At 72.3% G+C, this 19,645-nt stretch carries 18 protein-coding genes; 7 read left to right on the top strand and 11 right to left on the bottom strand.

Annotated features, from left to right (window positions below):
* Window positions 1–156 precede the first annotated feature (156 nt).
* From AC5WS8_RS00950 to AC5WS8_RS00940, 3 genes are all read right to left on the bottom strand, one after another.
* Window positions 157–462 (bottom strand): YkvA family protein, encoded by a 306-nt coding sequence (locus tag AC5WS8_RS00950; RefSeq protein WP_496101299.1) that lies wholly within the window; start codon window positions 460–462, stop codon window positions 157–159.
* A gap of 93 nt (window positions 463–555) precedes the next feature.
* Complete coding sequence (locus AC5WS8_RS00945) at window positions 556–942, bottom strand: hypothetical protein (RefSeq protein WP_496101298.1); 387 nt, start codon at window positions 940–942, stop codon at window positions 556–558.
* 326 nt (window positions 943–1,268) lie between these two features.
* A complete protein-coding gene (locus tag AC5WS8_RS00940; RefSeq protein ID WP_496101297.1) occupies window positions 1,269–2,198 on the bottom strand; it encodes a MurR/RpiR family transcriptional regulator in 930 nt (309 codons plus the stop codon).
* Window positions 2,199–2,407: 209 nt separating this feature from the next.
* On the opposite strand from AC5WS8_RS00940, the gene AC5WS8_RS00935 reads away from it, so the two are divergent.
* The 3 genes from AC5WS8_RS00935 (at window position 2,408) to AC5WS8_RS00925 (ending at window position 5,521) form a co-directional block, all read left to right on the top strand.
* Entirely contained in the window at window positions 2,408–2,797 is a 390-nt protein-coding gene (locus AC5WS8_RS00935; RefSeq protein ID WP_496101296.1) for a hypothetical protein, read from the top strand.
* A gap of 488 nt (window positions 2,798–3,285) precedes the next feature.
* A complete protein-coding gene (locus AC5WS8_RS00930) occupies window positions 3,286–4,305 on the top strand; it encodes an alpha/beta hydrolase (RefSeq protein WP_496101295.1) in 1,020 nt (339 codons plus the stop codon).
* 181 nt (window positions 4,306–4,486) lie between these two features.
* Window positions 4,487–5,521: a helix-turn-helix domain-containing protein gene (locus tag AC5WS8_RS00925; RefSeq protein ID WP_496101294.1), complete on the top strand. Its 1,035-nt coding sequence runs from the start codon at window positions 4,487–4,489 to the stop codon at window positions 5,519–5,521.
* A gap of 5 nt (window positions 5,522–5,526) precedes the next feature.
* Here AC5WS8_RS00925 and AC5WS8_RS00920 read toward each other — a convergent pair whose 3' ends face one another.
* Entirely contained in the window at window positions 5,527–7,266 is a 1,740-nt protein-coding gene (locus AC5WS8_RS00920; protein WP_496101293.1) for a cholesterol oxidase substrate-binding domain-containing protein, read from the bottom strand.
* 133 nt (window positions 7,267–7,399) lie between these two features.
* On the opposite strand from AC5WS8_RS00920, the gene AC5WS8_RS00915 reads away from it, so the two are divergent.
* Window positions 7,400–8,383 carry an aldo/keto reductase gene (locus tag AC5WS8_RS00915; RefSeq protein ID WP_496101292.1) on the top strand — a complete coding sequence of 328 codons (984 nt, stop codon included), beginning with the start codon at window positions 7,400–7,402 and terminating at the stop codon, window positions 8,381–8,383.
* 10 nt (window positions 8,384–8,393) lie between these two features.
* Here AC5WS8_RS00915 and AC5WS8_RS00910 read toward each other — a convergent pair whose 3' ends face one another.
* Window positions 8,394–8,681, bottom strand: coding sequence for a hypothetical protein (locus AC5WS8_RS00910; RefSeq protein ID WP_496101291.1), 288 nt, complete (start codon window positions 8,679–8,681; stop codon window positions 8,394–8,396).
* A 258-nt stretch (window positions 8,682–8,939) separates the two neighbouring features.
* On the opposite strand from AC5WS8_RS00910, the gene tgmA reads away from it, so the two are divergent.
* Both tgmA and tgmB read left to right on the top strand, forming a co-directional pair.
* Window positions 8,940–9,131: a putative ATP-grasp-modified RiPP gene (gene tgmA, locus AC5WS8_RS00905; RefSeq protein WP_496101290.1), complete on the top strand. Its 192-nt coding sequence runs from the start codon at window positions 8,940–8,942 to the stop codon at window positions 9,129–9,131.
* A 13-nt stretch (window positions 9,132–9,144) separates the two neighbouring features.
* A complete protein-coding gene (gene tgmB, locus AC5WS8_RS00900) occupies window positions 9,145–10,098 on the top strand; it encodes an ATP-grasp ribosomal peptide maturase (RefSeq protein WP_496101289.1) in 954 nt (317 codons plus the stop codon).
* Between the two features lie 260 nt (window positions 10,099–10,358).
* Here the strand turns inward: tgmB and AC5WS8_RS00895 are convergent, their stop codons facing one another.
* The 3 genes from AC5WS8_RS00895 to AC5WS8_RS00885 all read right to left on the bottom strand — a co-directional run bounded on the left by AC5WS8_RS00895 (window position 10,359) and on the right by AC5WS8_RS00885 (window position 14,420).
* Window positions 10,359–11,981, bottom strand: coding sequence for a serine/threonine-protein kinase (locus AC5WS8_RS00895; protein WP_496101288.1), 1,623 nt, complete (start codon window positions 11,979–11,981; stop codon window positions 10,359–10,361).
* Between the two features lie 114 nt (window positions 11,982–12,095).
* Complete coding sequence (locus AC5WS8_RS00890; RefSeq protein WP_496101287.1) at window positions 12,096–13,370, bottom strand: 4-hydroxybenzoate 3-monooxygenase; 1,275 nt, start codon at window positions 13,368–13,370, stop codon at window positions 12,096–12,098.
* Window positions 13,371–13,418: 48 nt separating this feature from the next.
* A complete protein-coding gene (locus AC5WS8_RS00885; RefSeq protein WP_496101286.1) occupies window positions 13,419–14,420 on the bottom strand; it encodes an LLM class F420-dependent oxidoreductase in 1,002 nt (333 codons plus the stop codon).
* 191 nt (window positions 14,421–14,611) lie between these two features.
* On the opposite strand from AC5WS8_RS00885, the gene AC5WS8_RS00880 reads away from it, so the two are divergent.
* On the top strand, window positions 14,612–16,051 hold the full coding sequence (locus AC5WS8_RS00880) for a serine hydrolase domain-containing protein (protein ID WP_496101285.1): 1,440 nt from the start codon (window positions 14,612–14,614) through the stop codon (window positions 16,049–16,051).
* Here the strand turns inward: AC5WS8_RS00880 and AC5WS8_RS00875 are convergent.
* The 3 genes from AC5WS8_RS00875 to AC5WS8_RS00865 are packed head-to-tail and all read right to left on the bottom strand — an operon-like array spanning window position 16,048 to window position 19,566.
* Entirely contained in the window at window positions 16,048–16,398 is a 351-nt protein-coding gene (locus tag AC5WS8_RS00875) for a UBP-type zinc finger domain-containing protein (protein ID WP_496101284.1), read from the bottom strand. The genes AC5WS8_RS00880 and AC5WS8_RS00875 overlap by 4 nt on opposite strands.
* Window positions 16,395–17,864 carry an ATP-binding protein gene (locus AC5WS8_RS00870; protein WP_496101283.1) on the bottom strand — a complete coding sequence of 490 codons (1,470 nt, stop codon included), beginning with the start codon at window positions 17,862–17,864 and terminating at the stop codon, window positions 16,395–16,397. Before AC5WS8_RS00870 ends, AC5WS8_RS00875 begins: the two co-directional genes overlap by 4 nt.
* A 22-nt stretch (window positions 17,865–17,886) precedes the next feature.
* Window positions 17,887–19,566: an NAD(P)/FAD-dependent oxidoreductase gene (locus AC5WS8_RS00865; RefSeq protein WP_496101282.1), complete on the bottom strand. Its 1,680-nt coding sequence runs from the start codon at window positions 19,564–19,566 to the stop codon at window positions 17,887–17,889.
* Window positions 19,567–19,645 lie beyond the last annotated feature (79 nt).

Below are 19,645 nucleotides of genomic sequence, written 5' to 3'. Positions count from 1 at the left end.
CGACGCGGCCGCCCTGGGCCCGGGTACCGGGCTGCCGGTGCGGCGGGCACGGCCGGCCGCACCGGCACACCGTCAGTCGCGGGTCAGGGCGGGCGCGATGTCCTCGTGGCGATCAGCCGGAAGGGCGCCTCGCTGCACGGTGGCCCCGGTGGCCCGTCAGTCGGACGACGTGCCGCCCTCGCGCCAGGGTTCCCGTGCCGCTGGCGCGGCCCGCATCGAACGCAGCGCCAGCAGCAGGACGCCGATGTCGTCCAGGTACACGGGATCCGGCAGCAGGTCGGTCGGGAGCACCAGATAGACGACCGCGCCCCAGAACAGCCAGCGTGGGCCGGTGGGCAGTCCGGCGCGGCGCAGGTCGCGGCGCGTACGCACCAGCCGCCGCAGCAGCGCGAGGGCCACACCGAGCAGGGCCGCCGCGAGGACCGCGGCCACGGCGAGTACGGCCCAGGTCGTGGAATCCATGTACAGCTCCGGGCATCCGTAGGAGTCGTCCACTCCTACGGATGCCCGGCTTCACGGTGGACCGTGCCGGCCGAACGCCCTTTGCGGGGTGCGTCAGTGACCGGGGCGGGTGAGGTTGCTCTCCACCAATGCCTGGCTGACGGCGCGTACGCTGCGCGCGATGTGCTGCAGCTGCATGACCTCGGCGGCGTACATCCTGATGGTGTGCTCGATCACCGACTCCGGCAGGCCGAGCGCGGGCAGCTCCGCGCGGGCCGTCTGCAGGGCGGTACGAGCCACCCGCACCTCGTTCTGCACCTGGATCTGGGCGTGCCGGGCGAGCAGGACCGGGTGGCGGAGCAGGGCCGGATAGCTGGCGTAGCGTGCGGGCACCAGTTCGCGCAGCCACTTGACCGCCGACCGCTCCCAGTCGTAGCTGCCGGGGGTTTTGACCTGGCACGGCCAGTCCGAGCTGATCGGCGAGTACGTCGTCAAGGCCATGATGTTCGCTTCCGGGTCACGTCGGCTCAGGGTGCTGCGGCGACTTCGGGGGCGGCTCCGGTCTAGGGGAGGGCCGGAGCCGCCGCCGAGGATGCCCGCGCAGCGGGGCCCGTCCGGACACCCGGAACCCGTGGGTAGGAGCGGACGGCCCCGGTTGTCCGTACGGCGCGTCCCGGTTGTCCCGGGTCGCGATCCGCGAGCAGTATTTATATATACCTGCGGATACGCAAGGACATGAAAAAATTCAACACCGGTTTGGTGTGAGAGATCCCGTTTGACGAGATCATCCGTCCGAGGCCGGGACGGATTCGGACGGGCCGGGCGGATCAGTCCTTGAGGAAGAACTGGTGCTGGTCCGCGATCTGCTCGTACTCCTCCAACCGCGCCTGCGTCCGCTCCGGATCGGCGTCCGTCATCGCCTGCAGCAGCGCTGCCGCCATCAGTCCGGGAGCCGCGTAGGAGTCGAACACGAGGCGGGAACCGGTGCCGGTGGCGAACACGACGTCGGCCTCGTCCGCGAGCGGACCCAGCCCCAGATCCGTGATCAGGGCGACCTTGAGCCCCGCACTGCGCGCCACCCGCACCGCGGTCAGGCTCTCCTGGGCGTGCCGGGGCATCCCGAAGGCCAGTACCCAGGTGCCGCCGGCCTCCCGCGACTGCAACAGCGCGTCGTAGGCGACGGTCCCGCCGCGCGTCACCAGCCGCACGTCGGGATGGATGCGCCGGGCCCCGTAGGCGAAGTACTCGGCGAGGGAGGCGGAGATCCTCAGGCCCATCACGGTCAGGGGCGTCGACTCCGACAGCGCGCGCCCGATCCGGATCACCTGGTCCGGATCGGCGAAGTCCCGCCGCAGGTTCTCCAGATTCTCGATCTCGGCGTCCACGGCCGCCTGCAGCTCGTTGGCCGGCTGCTCCGCGGGGGTGCCCGGGCTGCCCAGGGTGCTCAGGGTGCTCAGGGCGATGGACTGCAACTTCTCCCGCAGCGCCGGGTAGCCGCTGAAGCCCACGGCCGCGGCGAAACGGGTCACCGAAGGCTGGCTGACCCCCACCCGCTCGGCCAGATCCGTGATCGACAGGAACGCGGCCTCGGTGATGTGCTCGATCAGGTACTGGGCGATCCGGCGATGGCCCGGGGACAGCCGGGGACCGTCGAACAACTCCCTGAGCTGGGACGTCGGGCTGGCACCCACTTCCGGGGCCGACTTGCCAGCAGTGATCGCAGACGCCTGCGCGCGTGACTGCTGCGGCGATGGCACCGGACCTCCTCCGTTGTGTCCCGAGGCCTTCAACATAGCTCACGGACAGCGCTGACCAGGGGGCTTACCGCCCACATCGCGGACGGCTCCCCGACAGGCGGGCCGGGAACACGCGCCGTACCGTCGTGCATGGGCCCCCTGGGGCGGGGTACCCGCGTCGGCCGTCCGGGGTCGGCCATCGGTCTGCCATCGCGAGGAGAGGAGCGGCCGTGAACGCGTCCGAAACGCACGCACTTCAGGTCGAGGTAGTGGTCAGCGACTGCTCGGCGACGGACGCCGGGAACCTGTTCGCAGAACTGTGCCGCCACTTCGGCTCGGACCGCGCCGCGGAGGAGGCGCCCCACGAGGCGCACACGTCCCGGCCCACGATGTGGACGGGGACGTTCGACACGTCGGCCACGCACGGGGCCGACGAGCACACGTCGCCGCCACCGCCGCTGTCCGGCCCGGTCAAGGCCGAGTTGCAGGGCGAGCCCAGGGCGGTGGAGCGGCTGCGCCGAGCCCTGGACGAGCTGTACGCCGTTCACCAGCTCGGCGTGGTCGCCGGGGACCAGGAGATCGACGTCGAGCTGCGGCTGGAGAGCCGGACGCGGCCCTGAGCGTCACATCCGGGCGCTCCGCCGGCGCCGCTGCGGGACCGGTGAGGCGGCCGCGGCGGGAGAAGACCGCCCGGCCGCGCGTCCCGGTCAGCGGGGTCGCCTCCGTGTCCCGCACCGACGTGCCGCTCCAGGTGCCGTCCGGGTTGCGGGACCGCCCGCTGAGTTCCGCAGACGGAGGCGGTCGCGGATCCCGGGGCGGACGGTGTGCCGGCAGGGACCATGGGTGCGGCGGCGAGGCGGCCGCCGCCCATATCGGCGTCTCCGCCGACGGCCTCGCCGCCCGAGGTGTCCGCTCTTCTCGGTACTCCCGCGTCTGCTCGGTACTCCCGCGGCGACCCTGGCTCCGGGGCGCGCGATGCCGGGGACCCCGGGAGGCCGGCCCGCCGTTCGGCGGGGGATTCCCGCCGAACGGCGCGTGCCGCGGCGGCGGGGCGGCGTGCACCATGAACGCACTGGCCACGGGCGTGGCCACGACGTGAGGAGCAGCCATGACCGCCGAGCCGACGACCACCCCGGCAGACGAGCAGCGAGGCGTCGGGCCCGTTTTTCCGCCCCCGCCCTTCGACCCGGAGCTGGCGGCCGCGCTCGAACTGATCGGCGAGCAGTTGCCCCCGGGTTTTCCGCCCGAGGCCATCCCCGAGGTACGCGCCGGCATGCTCTTCCCGCCGCCCTCCGACGACGAGCTGCGCCGCGGCGGCGCCTTCGAGGTGGAGGAGCGGGCGGTGCCGGGGCCGGCCGGCGCGCCCGACGTCTCGCTGCTCGTCTGCCGGCCCACGGGTGCGACCGGCCCGCTCCCGGCGATCTACCACGCGCACGGGGGCGGGATGATCGTCGGCACCAACCGGTTCGGCGTGGACGAGGCGCTCGACTGGGCCGAGGAGCTGGGCCTGGTCGTGGTCTCCGTCGAGTACCGGCTGGCTCCCGAGCATCCGCACCCGGCCCCGGTCGAGGACTGCTACGCGGGCCTGAAGTGGACCGCCGAGAACGCCGAGGAACTCGGCATCGACCCCGAGCGCGTCATCGTCGCCGGCGGCAGCGCGGGCGGCGGCCTCACCGCGGCTCTGGCCCTGCTCGCACGGGACCGCGGCGGCCCCGCCCTGCTGGGACAGATGCTGATGTGCCCCATGCTGGACGACCGCAACGACTCGGTCTCCGCCCGCCAGATGGCCGGGCGCGGCGTATGGGACCGCACAGCGAACGCCACCGGCTGGGGCGCGCTCCTCGGTGAGGCGCGCGGCGGCCCGGACGTCTCCCCGTACGCCGCCCCGGCCCGTGCCACAGACCTGTCCGGCCTGCCGCCCGCCTTCATCGACGTCGGTTCCGCGGAGACCTTCCGCGACGAGGACATCACCTACGCCACCCGGATCTGGCAGTCGGGCGGACGCGCCGAACTCCATGTGTGGCCCGGCGGGTTCCACGGCTTCGACGGCTTCGCCCCGCAGGCCCCGCTGTCCCAGGAGGCCCGTGCGGCCCGGTTGCGCTGGCTGCGGCGGCTGTTGAGCGCCTGACCGGGGTCGGGGGGACGCCTGGTGGATCAGCCCCTCGGTCCACAAGGCGCCCCCTGGGGCGCGTGTCGAGTCGTGATCGGTCTGCCGGTTCGCCCCCGGTGACACCTGGACCGCAAGTCTCCTTCCATGACGCGAGCCGCGTAACTTGGCAGACGCCGTGCGCACCCGCAGGATGGTGCCCGTGAGAGAGCTGGCAGGACGGCTCGCGGCGCTCGATCCCGACGCGGGCGCCGCGTTGCGCGTCATCGCGTACTTCGACCGTCTGACGGAGGAGCGTGCGGGCCTGGAGGCCCTGGTGCGCGGCGCCGCGGTCCTGTCCGGCAGCCCGGCCCGGCTGATCGACGAACGGCGCGGCGTCCGCGTCCGGGTCGAACCCGACGGGCGCCGCCACGACGCGGCGGACCCGCCCGATCCCGCCTGGCCGTGGGCTTCCCTCGCGACGGGCCCGGACGTCCGTACCCGCGACCTGGGGGACGCCGGGCTGTGGCTGGAGCACCCCGGCCCACCCGACGGTGTCCACGCCATGATCCTCGAACGGGCCGTCGCGGCGGTCCGCCTGGTCCTGGACCGCACCCGCGGCCGGGCACCCGCCGACGACCCGGCGCTCCTGGAGACTGTGCTGGACGCCGCCGCTCCGCCCACGGTACGGCTGAGCGCGGCGGCCCGGCTGGGACTCCGCGCCGAGCAGCGGGTACGAGCCGTCGCGCTGTACGGCGGCGGCGCCCGCGTCGAGCCCGCCGACACGGTGCGACAGCCGGCGAAGGAGGAGCCGCGCTCCGGCATAGGACCCGCCGTGGAGCCCGTACGGCTGCCCGAGTCATGGGCGGCGGCCCGCACCGCGCTCCGCTTCACCGCCGAGGGCACCGCGCACGACCCCGGACCGCGCACCGTCCACGCGGACGACCTGGGCGCACTCGCCCTGCTCGCCGGGGCCGTCGGCCCCCGCACCCCGCCGATCCCGGACCTGCTCGCGGTGGAGCGCGCTGTCGCCGAGGCCCCGTGGGCCGCCGCGACCCTGCACGCCGTGGCGTCCTCGCCCAGCCTGCGGTCCGCCGCCGCGGAGCTGACGGTGCACCACTCCACGCTCCAGGAGCGTGTGGCCCAACTCCAGCACGTGATCGGCTGGGACGTGCACGCACCGCACGGCCGGCTGCGCCTCCAACTCGCCCTCGCGGTACGGAGGCTGCGGCGCTCAGCGCCCGGGACCACCGGCTGAACGCCTCAGGGGAACAGCCGGTCCAGGAAGGCGTTGGCGAACACGCGATGCGGGTCGAGTCGGCCCAGGAGCGCGGAGGTTTGGGCCCAGGAGGGCCCGTCGCTGAAGGAGTCCGGTACGGCGTTGTGCAGCACGCCGGGGTCCGACCACGCCGCCTCGTCCGTGTACGCCCACCCCTTGGACCACTCCACGCGGACGAGGCCCGTTCCGCCGTCGTACGTGGCGAGCAGGAACTGCTCCAGCTCCCGGTAGAACTCCTCCGCGTACGGCGTACCCGGCAGGGTGAGCACGTCGAGCCAGACCGCCGTGTCCCACTCGGGGTGATCGGCGCGCGGCCGCAACGCCGACAGCGACGGGGCGTGGGCGCCGGTGAACCCGACGTCGGCGGGATCGTCGAGGCCCGTCACGCGGATCTCGACCTGGCCGTTGACCGGGAAGCGCCCGCGCGCGGCGTGGGCGGTCAGCCGATCCCGGTAGAAGGAGGTGAACTCGTGGACGACGCGCTGCACCCCGTCGCGCGAGGTGAGAACCGCATAGCCGTTCGCGGTGACCCGCAGGGTCGTGGGTCTGATGTACAGCAGCGTGTTCTTGGACGGCCCCCACAGATCCGCGGAGAGCGTGGCCCTCAGCCCCAGGACGGCGGCTGCCAGCTGCGCGTTGCCCAGCTCGGGCGCGAGGTACCAGGCAGCGTCGGACACCATACGCCCCGCGAGGTCCGCCACGGGTGTGGGCACGTGGTCGGAGAACGGATAGTTGTACGGCGACGTCACCGGCCGGGAGGTGAGCGGGCGCCGCGGGGCGACGCTCCACACCTTCAGCCAGGGGAACTCCGTGAAGGCGAACCAGATCGCCTCCGCCCGGCCGGTCTGGTCCAGGAACCGCGCGAACGTCCGGCCGTCGCTGCCGGGTGCCGCGAAGAGCTCGGCGGCCGGGACGTCGGTGCGGCTGACACAGCGGAGGTCGGTGTTGACACCCACGCGCAGCACCACCTCGGTGACCAGGGCGCGCCCGAGATGGGTGAGCAGCGCGGCACCCTCCGCCTCGTCGCGCCGGTACGTCCGCAGGACATAGGCGTCGTCGGCCTCGTCCCACACCACCGCGGTCAGGGACAGCACGAGATTGCTGAGCGAACCGTAGGTGTGCCCGGGCAACCGGCTCTCGCCGAGGGCCGGGACGGCGGTGCCGTGCGCGTCGATGGCCAGGGCCCCGCCGAGGGTCAGGTCGCCGGGCGCCGGTGTCGCCGTCAGGCCCAGGCCGTGGTCCTCCAGGAAGCCGAGCAGGGCCTCGAGGGTGACGCCGGTGCCGACCCGGACGGCGGCCGGATCGGTGGATTCCAGTGACAGCCCCGTGAGATGGGCGGCGGTGTCCATGAGCAGAACGGATGACCCGGGCCCGGTGCCGGCGGGGATCGTCAGGGGCGACCAGCCGTGGGAGCAGCCACGGGCGCGGACCGCCCAGCCCTGCCTCCGGGCCCAGTTGACCACGTCCACGGCCTCACGTGCGTCCCTCGGCGCACAGGCCCACAGTCCCTCGGCGGTGATCTCCCCGACCCAGTTGCGGTACGCCGTGCGGTACAGATCGACGTCCGGCGGGAATCCGGGGAGTTCGTCGGCGGCGGCGGTGACCTGCGTCAGGGCCGGGGAGACGGCGGCCAGCGAGGCGGCGGTGAGCAGGAATCCCCGGCGCGTCCAGGAGGCGTCCCCGCCGCCTATGACGGGAGAGGGACCCGCTGGTGGTTCGGTCATGTCGCCACCGTAGACACCGATTGACACGTGTCCCCCTTCCGTCACATCGATTCACCCGTATGAGTGATGGAGAGGTGTCCGGTGCAGGTGGGGCGTCCTGCGTCCGGACGGGCCCGGATGACAGACTGACCGCATGGAAGAGCGAGAATTCCGCAGGTCGGGGCAGCACGCGTCGGTGATCGGCCTCGGCACCTGGCAACTGGGCGCCGACTGGGGCGACGTCGACGACAAGGACGCCCACGAGGTGCTGGAGGCGGCGGCCGAGTCCGGGGTGACCTTCTTCGACACCGCCGATGTCTACGGCGACGGGCGCAGCGAACAGACCATCGCCGCCTTCCTGCTCGGCAGGCCCGACCTGCACGTGCTGGTGGCGACCAAGATGGGCCGGCGCGTCGACCAGATCCCCGAGAACTACGTCCTCGACAACTTCCGGGTCTGGAACGACCGCTCCCGCCGCAACCTCGGCGTCGACCGCATCGACCTGGTGCAGCTGCACTGTCCGCCCACGCCCGTCTACTCCTCCGACGAGGTGTACGACGCCCTGGACACCCTGGTCGAGGAGGGCCGCGTCGCCGCGTACGGGGTGAGCGTCGAGACCTGCGCGCAGGCGCTGACCGCGATCGCGCGCCCGAACGTGGCGAGCGTGCAGATCATCCTCAACCCGTTCCGCATGAAGCCGCTGCGCGAGGTCCTCCCGGCGGCGCGGGAGGCCGGCGTGGGCATCATCGCCAGGGTGCCGCTCGCCTCCGGTCTGCTGTCGGGGAAGTACACCAGGGACACGGTCTTCGCCCCGAACGACCACCGCTCCTTCAACCGGCACGGTGAGGCCTTCGACCAGGGCGAGACCTTCTCCGGTGTCGACTTCGCCGCCGGTGTCGAGGCGGCGGCCGAGTTCGCCGCGCTCGCGCCGGAGGGCTGCACCCCGGCCCAGCTGGCGCTCGCCTGGATCGTCCAGCAGCCCGGCGTGACCTCGGTGATCCCCGGGGCCCGCTCGGCCGACCAGGCCCGCGCCAACGCGGCGGTCGCGAAGCTGCCCCCGCTGTCGCGGGAGACGCTCGACGCGATCCGGGACCTGTACGACCGGCGCATCAAGGAGCAGGTCGAGGAGCGCTGGTAGGGCCACGCCCTCACGCCGTCAGGGCGGAACGGGGCGCGCGGGATGTGCCGCGTGCGGCGGCCCGGACTCGGTAGACGGTCTTCGACCGGTCGACCACCGGGTCGCCGAGCACGATCCGCCCGGCCGCGTACAACGCGTCGCACTCGTCGGTCGGCAGGGCCACGGGGCGGCCGTCGGCCTGCCAGTAGCCGTACCGGCGGCGCCCGTTGGCATGCACGGTCAGGAAGACCGCCCGGCGCTGGTCCATGATCAGGCGCAGCACTTCGGCAGCACGGGAACTGAGCCGAGGGCGCGTCATGGTGGGTCGGCCTTTCCTGGGCGGGCGGACGATCGTCCCGCCCGGGGCGAGACTGCTTCGAGATGATCTTTACCCCGCATTGTCGCCGAGGGCACTGACAGTGCGCATCCCGCTTGCCGGGACGCCCCGTGACGTCAAGCGGTTGCCTCTCGGGTATGTGACGACCTTCACCCCGATGTGTCGGAAAGTGATGAATTCCTTACGGGGGGAAGACGTAAAGATTTGGGAAGTGGCAACCCAAGACCGTGGAGGTTTCACGTGCGACCGTTCACCCTCAACTACGCCGTCCCCAAGGGGGTTCAGGTCATGGTGACGCCGTACCGCTTCGATCCCTCGCGGCAGCTGAACGTGCTCCCGGACGGGCGTCCCGCCGTCAGCGACCGTGCACTGCTGCTGGCGGTCGGCACGACCACGTCGACGGCCGGTTCCCAGACCCATTTCGACGACTGACGGCACGGACCGGATGACGGTTCTCATCCTCACGTCGGACGAGGACGTGACGGCCGACATGGTGGTGGCCGAGCTGCACGAGCGGGCCGTGCCCGTGATGCGTCTCGACCCCGCCGACCTCCCCGGCAGGGCGGTGCTGTCGGCCGACTACGCCCACGGCGACTTCGACGGCCATCTGTCGGTGGGCGGGCACGTCCTGAGCATGGGGGGCCTGCGCTCGGTGTGGGTGCGCCGGCCCGGCGAACCGGCCGCCCACGCCGCGGAGCCCTCGCCCTGGCTGACCGCGGAGACCCGCCAGGCCCTGTACGGCATGCTCTACTCGGCCTCGACACGGTGGATGAACCACCCCCGCAGTGCCGAGCAGGCACGTTACAAGCCGTGGCAGCTGCGGATCGCCCACCTCAGCGACTTCGCCGTGCCGCCGACCGTCGTCACCACCGCTCCGCGCGTGGCGCAGCAGTTCGCCGAGGAGTACCGGGACGTGGTGGTGAAGTCCGCGTCCGGGCCGCCGCAGGACGACCCCGGGCTGGCCCTGCCGACGACCCTGATCGGGCCGGACGCCGACTTCTCCGCCGTCGCGGCCGGCCCCGCCCTGCTGCAGCGCTACGTCCCCAAGCGTGCCGACATCCGGCTGACATGCGTCGGCGCGCGGCTGTTCGGCGCCCGCAAGACAGCGGCGCCCGGGCAGGTGGACGGCCGGTTCGGTGACTCCGAGCACTCCTGGGAACCCACCGCGGTACCCGACCGCATCGTGAAGTCGGTCCACGAGTACCTGCGCCTGTCCGGCCTCGCGTACGCCGCCTTCGACTTCGCCGAGGACGAGGAGGGCGTGTGGTGGTTCCTGGAGTGCAACCAGGGCGGCCAGTTCGGCTTCGTCGAACTGGAAACCGGCCAGCCCATAGCCGAGTCGATCGCCCGGTGGCTGGCCGGACGCGTACCCGAACGCCGGCCCCCGGAATGCCGCTGAGAACCGTGGAGCCGGCGCGGCGGAACGGATCCGCACGGGTCGGCGGCGCCGCCCGGTCCTCCTGCGGGGCCCCGGCAGCAGATGCGGGGCACGGTCGGCGAGCGTGCGCCACGGCTGCCGCATCGACGGGTCCACCGAGGAGCGGACGCGCCGCAGCTTCCTGCGGTACGTGCGCAACGGCCGCCAGTGGGCGACCGATTTCGTCCCGAGCCCCCCTCACCGCTTCCCCCGCTCGGCTCGACGCCGGATGCAGACCCTTCTCATGCCGCCGGCGGCCGGAACGTTCTCAGGAACACGTCCAGTGCCTGCTTGTTCGCGGTGCTCTGCGCGTCCGCCGCCGGGGTCGTCCAGCGCAGGGAGCAGCCGCGGCCGTCGCCGAGGAGGAAGCCCCGGCCGAAGGTGCTCACCCGGACGCCGTTCACCGTGGACAGCCACACCATGTCGGCACCCTGGTGGCCCTGGTAGGTCACGGCGCGGATGTCGCCCACCCGTTCGTAGCCGGCGTACGCGCTCTTCAGCGACGGCTCCAGTTTCCGCCACACGGCGACGGGATCCGTACCGAGCCGCACGCTGTAGGTGACCGCGAGCGTGCGAGGGTCCCCGCTCGCGCCGAACGTGACCCGGTAGGTGCCCTCGGCTGCGTCGTAGGTCTGAACGGGCTTCCAGCCCTGCGGCAGGTCGATGGAGAAGCCCTCCGGCGCGTCGTAGCGGCGGAAGGTCGTCGCCGGGTTCTCGGTGGCGGGCGGCGACGGCGGCACGGACGGTCTCGGTGGCGTACTCGCCGCGGAAGGCAGGGTCGTGCCGCCGGTGCCGTTCCCGGACGCCGTGGCCGACCGCGAGGGAGCGAGGGAGCGCGACGGCTCCGCCCCGGTCGCCGACGCACCGCCCCGTTCCGAGCCGCCCGCCGCGACGAGGATGGCGACCGAGGAGGCTACGACCACCAGCCCCGCCCCCACCAGCACCGACCGGCGCACGGCCGGTCTGCTCCAGGCCCGGCCCGCCCCGTGGGCGACCAGCCACGCCCCCCTCAGGCGCGGCACCAGTGTCTCCTGGGTGGGCTCGTCGAGGTCGTCGCGCACGATGCGCACCAGGGAGGTACGCACCGCGGACTCAGGTACCCGCTCCAGGGCGTCCCGGCGCAGCAGCCCCGTGATGGCCGGGGCCAGTGGCCCGGCGCTCAGCGGGGGGCGCAGCGGCAGCCGGTCCACGGCGCGCAGGGTCGCCTCGGCCGGGCCGCGGTCCCGGACCGGCGGACGGCCCTCGACCATCGCGTACAGCAGCGCACCGAGCGCCCACTGGTCCGCCGCCGGACCGGCGCTCGAGCCGCGGGCCTGTTCGGGGGAGGCGTACGACGGGGCGGTGACCCGCTGGGTGACGGACGAACCGATCAGTCCGAACCCGGCCACCACGACCTGTCCTCCCTCCTGCACGAACACCTGCCCGGGGCTCAGGTCCCCGTGGGTGACGCCCCGGCGGTGGGCGGCCTCCAGGACGTCGAGGATCCCGAGGCCGATACGGGCGGCACGCACGTGGTTCAGCGGCCCGCGATCCAGGATCTCCCCCAGAGGCGTGCCGTCGACCCGTCCCGTCACGGTCCACAGGACACCGTTGTCGTCGACCGCGTCGAGGACGGTGGCGATCCGGCCGGGGCACAGCAGCTCCATGGCCTCCGACTCGCGCAGGACCCGGGCGATCGTGCGGCGCGAGGTGACCTCGGGACGCAGCGGCGCCAGCCGCGACTCGGTGAGGGTGACCGGCCGCCCGAGTTCCACGTCCTGGCCGAGCCAGACGGTGCGCCCCTCCTCACGGTGGACCACTTCGAGCGTCCGGTACCGTCCGGCGACCAACTCCTGTGCCGAGACCTGCCCGTGGTCCATCGTCATCCCTCGCAGCGCACCGGACTCTCCCTTTCCCGGATGTACGGTGGGCGTGACGGTGGGTGTTCAAAGAAAGGCGATTTTCTGCGAACCGGATTTCGCCGGACCGTCCGGCACCGCTCACACGTGCGAAAACAACGCCCCGTCGCTACTGGTCGGTAGTTTACCGTCGGTTACCGCGACGGCCGAACCGATGTACGACTCCGCGAACGCGGCCGCCGCGGCAGGGGAGTCGAACAGCCGCCGCAGCCGGGCGACGGCGCTGCCCGCGCGGAACGGATCGCCCGACGACGGCCCGTGCAGCAGCTCCGCGAACCACTCGGAGAACTCCTGGTACTGCCACACCCGCCGCAGGCAGGCCGCCGAATAGCCCCGCAGGCGGCCGGTGTCGCCCGTGCGGTGGTGGGCGATGAGCGCCTCCGCGAGCAGCAACGCGTCGTACAGGGCGAGGTTCATGCCCTTCGCCGCGATCGGGGCGACCAGGTGTGCGGCGTCGCCCGCGAGGAACAGCCGCCCGTACGCCATCGGCTGGACCACGTAGTTGTGCATGTCCAGCACGCGCTTCTCGATCAGCCGTCCCTCGGCCGGTGGGGGCGCCCCCGCCACGGACAGCCGTGCGCGCAGCTCGGACCAGACACGGTCGTGCGACCAGTTCTCCGGGTCGTCACCGGGCGGAACCTCGAGGTAGTAGCGGGTGACCTGCGGGCTGCGCGCCATGTGGGCGGCGAAACCGCGCGGATGGACCCCGAAGACCACGCAGTCCGACGACGGCGGCGCCTCGGCGAGCAGCGCCAGCCACCCGACCCCGTAGTCGAGCCGCGCGAGGCGCGCGCGCTCCGGCGGCAGGGCGCCCCGGGTGACACCGCGGGCGCCGTCGCAGCCGGCGATCACCTCGCAGGCGATCCGCCGCTGCTCACCGGAGACCGGATCCGTGTACGACACGGACGGATTCTCCGAGTCGATGCCGTGGACCTCCACGTCCCGCACACCGAACCGTATGTCTCCCCCCTTGACATCCGCGTACGCGCGCACGAGATCGGTGACGAGCAGCGGTTGGGGGTAGACGAAGTGGTGGTGGCCGGAAATCTCCGTGTACGGGAACCGCAGCCGCTCCCCGTCGACGCGGAACTCGCACGCGCTGTGCGTCTGCGCCGTCTCCAGCAGCCGTCCGGCCAGCCCGTGCCGCTCGAGCGCCCGTACGGCCCGCTCCTCGAGGAACCCCGCCCGGGGCTGCTGTTCGATGAACTCCCTGCTCTCCGCCTCCAGGACGACACAGTCGACGGAGGCGTCCCGCAGGATGTTGGCGAGCGTCAGCCCGGCGGGACCGGCGCCGACGATGACGACGGGAACGCGCGGCTCGGACGGGGGAACGAGGGCGGGAGAGGAGTCGATCACCCGGCCATTATGGCGGCGTACCGTCAACCCCGCCCCGGGCAGGCGCCGTTACGCGTGACCGCCCCCGTGGTCACGGCCTCGGCCGAGGGCCTCCCGCAGGGCCGGCAGAAGCTCCTTGCTCGACCAGTCGATGTACTCCGGCTGGGACTCGCCGCCGATCTGCACCAGCGCGATCTCCGTGAACCCGGCCTCGGCATAGGGCCGTACGGCCTCCACGAAGTCCGCCGGGTCGTCGCCGCACGGAATGGCGGAAGCCACGTCGTCGGGCGTGACGAACTGGGTGGCCGAGGCGAACGAATCCGGATGCGGCAGCTCGGAGTTGACCTTCCAGCCGGAGCCGAACCAGCGGAACTGCTCGTGTGCCCGCTGGATCGCCGCGTCCCGGTCCCGGTCGTAGCAGACCGGCAACTGCCCGACCCGCGGCTTGCCCTCGCCGCCGTGCCGGTCGAACGCGGTCAGCAGCTCCTGCTTCGGCTCCGTGGAGATGACCAGATCGGCGAGCCGGCCCGCGAGCGCGCACGACCGCTCGCCGGAGACGGCGACACCGATCTGCACCGGCTCGTCCGGCAGGTCCCACAGCCGCGCCGAGTCCACGCTGAAGTGATCGCCCCGGCGGCTGACATGGCCTCCGCCGAACAGCTCGCGGATGATGCCGATCGCCTCTTCCAGCATCTCGTGCCGCACCTCGACCGAGGGCCAGCCCCGGCCCACCACGTGCTCGTTGAGGTTCTCCCCGGCGCCGAGCCCCAGCCGGAAGCGGCCCCGCGACAGCAACTGCATCGTCGCCGCCTTCTGGGCCACCACCGCCGGGTGGTAGCGGACGGTCGGACAGGTCACGTACGTCATCAGCGGGATGTGCGAGGTGGCCTGGGCAGCGGCGCCCAGCACGCTCCACGCGTACGGGGCGTGCCCCTGCTCCCGAAGCCACGGGAAGTAGTGGTCGGAGCTCACGGAGAAGTCGAACCCGGCCTCCTCGGCCCGCACCACATGGTCGACGAGTTCCCGCGGGCCCGCCTGTTCGGTCATCATCGTGTATCCGATTCGCACCATAAAGCGCGGGTTCCCGGTTGGCAGGGACGAAAACTGGCCGACCAGACCCGTCCGACGACACCGTGGACACCCACCGCGCGGAGGCGGAAGGATGGCACATGCAGCGATCAGCCGTCCGGTCGGCGGCCGTCACCGGGAGCCCGGCCGGCTGCCGACCGACCAGCCGCCGACACCGTGCAGGAGGCCGTCCGATGAGTGTCCGCCCGTTGCCCCTCAGCACACCCGCGGAACAGGGGGTCGACGCCCTCGGCATCCAGGCGTTCCTCGACGCGCTGGAGACCGCTCCGGACATCGAGCCGCACAGCCTGATGATCCTGCGCCACGGCCGTGTCGTCGCCTCCGGCTGGTGGGCGCCGTACACCGCCGACCGCCCCCACCTGCTGTACTCGCTCAGCAAGAGCTTCACCTCGACCGCCGCCGGGCTGGCCGCCGCCGAGGGCCTTCTCGACCTCGACGCGCCCGTGATCTCGTACTTCCCCGAGTTCGAGGCGGACATCACCGACCCGCGCAGCCGCGCCATGCTGGTCCGCCACGTGGCGTCCATGGCGAGCGGCCACCTCGCCGAGACCTGGACCGAGGCACTGGCACTCGACCGTGCGGAGCCCGTGCGCGGCTTCCTGCTGATCCCGCCGGACCGGGACCCCGGCACGGTCTTCGCCTACAACCAGCCCGCGACGTACACGCTCGCCGCGATCGTGCAGCGGCAGTGCGGCCAGTCACTGACCGAGTACCTGCGCCCGAGGCTCCTCGACCCGCTCGGCGTCGGGGAGGCCGCCTGGGTGCAGTATCCGCGCGGCCGCGACATGGGATTCACCGGTCTGCACGCCGCCACGGACGCGATCGCCCGCCTCGGCCTGCTGTACCTCCAGGACGGCGTCTGGGAGGGCAGGCGCCTGCTGCCGTCCTCCTGGGTCGCGGAGGCGACGCGCCCGCACATCGCCACCGCCGGTTTCAGAGCCGGGGACCCCGTGCCGGACTGGGAGCAGGGATACGGCTTCCAGTTCTGGAGGGCGCGGCACGGGTACCGGGGCGACGGGGCGTACGGCCAGTTCTGTGTCGTCCTGCCCGAGTACGACGCGGTGATCGCCACGACGGCGGCGACCGAGCAGATGCAGCGGCTGCTGGACGCGATGTGGAGCCATCTGCTGCCCGCCTTCGGCCCCGCCCCGCTCACCGACCGCGACGACGAGGACAAGGCACTCCGGTACCGCCTCGACCGCCTCGCCCTGCCCCCGGCCGTTGCGGACGCCGAACCCACGGCCCGGTCGGGTGTCCGCCTGACCCCCGAGGGCGGGCACTGCCCGGCGCAGCCGACGCTGACGGCGGTCGAGGTCGCTTCGCAGGACGGCACCTGGAGACTCTCCCTGGTCGAGGGCGAGGACCGCCTGGTACTCCGTCTCCCGGGCTCCACCTGGGCCGTCGAGGAGAACCCGCTTCCGACCGCGACGACCGGCGGCTGGACGACCCCGGACACCCTGATCGCCGACGTACTGTTCCTGGAGACCCCGCACCGCCTGACGATCACGGGCACGCCGGCCACGGGCACGTTCACCGCCCACTGGCACACCACACCGCTGCACGCGGGGCCGCTGCGCCGCCACCGGGCGCCCCGCACGGGACGGCTCGGCTAGCGGAGGGTCTCCATCCAGTCGGCCGGGACCCTTCCCCGCGGTCCCGGTGCGGGCTGATCCTCGGGATGAGAGAGCGGGGGAGCCAGCTCGGGCCCGGCCTCGTACAACTCGGACGTCTCGTAGTTCCAGAACCAGTCCTCACCCGGCTCGAAACTGCGGATCACCGGATGCCCGGTGGCATGGAAGTGCGCGGTCGCGTGCTTCGCGGGCGAGTCGTCGCAGCACCCGACGTGCCCGCACTGCGCGCACCGTCGCAGATGGAACCACCATCCGCCCGCCGCATCGCACTCCACGCACCCGGTGCCGCTCGGCGGGACACTCGGGTCGATGCCCTGCACCGCGCTCATGACGACGCCTCCGGACCTGTCTCGGAATCCACGGCATCCACGGCGGTGAGCGGCAGCCGCACCTGGAACCGCGTGTCGCCCGGTCCGGACCGCACGCTCAGACTGCCGTGGTGCTTGTTGACGACGATGCGCCAGGAGATGTCCAGGCCGAGCCCGGTTCCCTGGCCGACCGGCTTCGTCGTGAAGAACGGATCGAAGATGCGGTCGCGGATCTCCTCCGGCACGCCCGGCCCCGTGTCGCGGAACTCCACGAGCAGCCGGTCATGGTCGAGGGCCGTCCGCACGGTCAGCGTGCCCTCCCCGCCCGCGTCGTTCATGGCCGACGCCGCGTTGTCGATGAGGTTGGTCCACACCTGGTTCAACTCGGCGGGATAGGCGGGGATGTCCGGCAGGGACCGGTCGTAGTCCTTGACGACGGTGATCCGTCCGCCGATCTTCCCCGACAGCATCATCAGGGTGCTGTCGAGGAGTTCGTGCACATCGGCCGTCCGGTACGGCGCCCGGTCGAGCTGGGAGTACTGCCGGGCCGCGTTGACGAGTGTGGAGACCCGGGTGGTGGAGTCCTCGATCTCGTTCATCAGCAACTCGGTCTCGACCGTGTAGTTGAGCCAGCGGACCGCGCCCTCCAGCGTCCGCTCGTCGACGGCCGCCGCCACCTGGTCCAGCCAGTCGGTGTCCAGGCCGGCCTGCACGAACGTCGGCGCGAGCTGCCAGCCGCCGTCGATCCCGTGGTCGTCCAGCCAGTCGCTGATCGCGTCCTCCCGGTCGGCCGCCTCCAGCGGGCTGACCGGCGCGGCCTTGGCGACCTGTTCCGCCGTCCGCTCCTGGATGTCGACCAGGGTGAGCAGCGTGTCCGGCTCGTAGCGTCCGGCGGCGATCACGCCCAGCTTGTGCCGCATCCCGGCGACCCGCTCGCGCAGCGCCGAGGTGGCGCGCACGGCCGCCGCGGCCGGGTTGTTCAGTTCATGGGTGAGACCCGCGGACAGCGAGCCGAGCGCCAGCAGCCGCTCCCGCTGGTTGATGACCTGCTGGGTGTTCCTGGTACCGAAGAACAGCCCCTCCAGCAGGTGCACCGCCATCGGGAACCAGTCCCGCATGATCGAGGCGAACGTGTCCGCGGGCAGGACGAAGAACCGCGAGGGTTCGGTGACCCGCATCGACCCGCTGTACGAAGCCGCGGCCCGGTCGCCCAGATACGCCTGGAAGGCGCCCGCGTACACACCGCGCTGCGAAGTCCGGTTGACCTCCACGTCGTCGGAGCCGACCCGCCGCGACAGCACGACCGTCCCTTGGAGGAGGACGAAGAAGCAGGTGGCGGGCTCGCCCTCGGTGTAGACCGGGCCGGGGTCGAACTCCTCCACTCGCCCTTCCCGGCACAGTCGCGCCAGCTGCTCGTCGTCCAGCTTCTCGAACAGGAAGAGCGTCTTCAGCTCTGCCCGGTCGCACGCCATCGGCCGGCCGCTCATCGCCGCTCCCCGCGTCGTGGGTTCATGACTGCTCCAGATACCGGTGGACGAGCATCACGGCCATCGCTCCCTCGCCCACCGCGGAGGCGACCCGCTTCGCGGACTCGGCGCGCGCGTCGCCCGCCACGAACACACCCGGGACGTTGGTCTCCAGGTGGTACGGGGGCCGGTCCAGCTCCCAGCCCTTCGGCGGCTGCCCGTCGCTCGTCATGTCGGGTCCGGTCGGGATGAACCCACTCTCGTCCCGCAGCACCGTCCCTTCCAGCCAGTCGGTCAGCGGCGCCGCCCCGATGAACACGAAGAGCCACTGCGCGTCGACGAGTTCGGTCTGCCCACTCGCCACGTCCCGCAGCGTCAGCTTCTCCAGATGGTCCGAGCCGTGCGCCGCGTCCACCACGGTGCGGGTGCGGACGTGGATGTTCGGAGCCTCCTCGATCTGCTGGATCAGGTAGTGCGACATCGACGCCGACAGCGACTCGCCCCGTACCAGCAGGGTGACCGACTTGCAGCCCCGCGAGAGGTACATCGCCGCCTGGCCCGCCGAGTTGGCACCACCCACGATGTACACGTCGAACCCGGAACAGGCCGGCGCCTCCGTCAGCGCCGAACCGTAGAACACCCCACAGCCCGTCAACTGGGCGAGCCCCGGCGCCTCGAGCTGCCGGTAGGACACGCCGGTCGCCAGGATGACGCTGTGCGCGCCGATCGCGGACCCGTCCGAGAACCGCACGATACGCGCGGCACCGTTGACCTCGAGGGCGGACACCTGGCGCGCGGTGAGGATCTCCGCGCCGAACTTCTTCGCCTGCCGGCGCGCCCGGTCCGTCAGCTGTGCGCCCGACACTCCGTCGGGGAAGCCGAGGTAGTTCTCGATCCGGGAACTCTGCCCGGCCTGGCCGCCGGTCGCGGACCGCTCCACGAGCAGTGTCCGCAGCCCCTCCGACGCCCCGTACACCGCCGCACCCAGCCCGGCGGGCCCGCCGCCGATCACGACCAGGTCGTAGAACTCCGAGGTCGGCGTCGTCGCCAGGCCCACGTGCGCGGCCAGTTCCGGGTCCTCCGGCTCGAGCAGCGGCGTGCCGTCCGGGGTGACGACGAGCGGCAGCCGCTCCCCGTCCTGCCCGGCCGCCGCCAGCAGCCGCTGGCCCTCCGGGGTCCCGACCGAGTACCAGCGGTAGGGCACCTGGTTGCGGGCGAGGAACTCCCGCACGTCCGACGAGCGCGCCGACCAGCGGTGCCCGACCACCTTCGTGACGGGGACCGGCCGGTGGTCGGAAGTCCGCCACGCCTCCAGCAGATCGTCCAGGACCGGGTAGAGCTTTTCCTCCGGCGGATCCCACGGCTTGAGCAGATAGTGGTCCAGATCGATCACGTTGATCGCGTCGATGGCCGCGTTGGTGTCCGCGTACGCGGTCAGCAGCACCCGCCGTGCGCCCGGGTAGACGTCCAGGGCCTGTTCCAGGAACTCGATGCCGTTCATCTGCGGCATCCGGTAATCGGCCAGGATCACGGCCACCAGGTCGCCGCGCAGCTTCAGCTCCCGCAGCGTCTCCAGACCGCTCTCACCGGACTCGGCGCGCACGACGCGGTACGACTCGCCGTACCTGCGGCGCAGGTCACGCGCCACGGCACGCGACACTCCGGGGTCGTCGTCCACGGTCAGGATGACGGTCCGTGCAGCTGCCCCCGCAGCCTGTGCCATAAGGTCTCCCACCCCGAGCTCATCCGCGTCCCGCCCATCGTATGTTCGATGGTCCGGTTTCGCTTCCGAACCCGGTGAG

The organism is Streptomyces sp. PTL18 (genome assembly GCF_059510295.1).
This window is presented reverse-complemented; position numbering and strand designations above follow the sequence as displayed.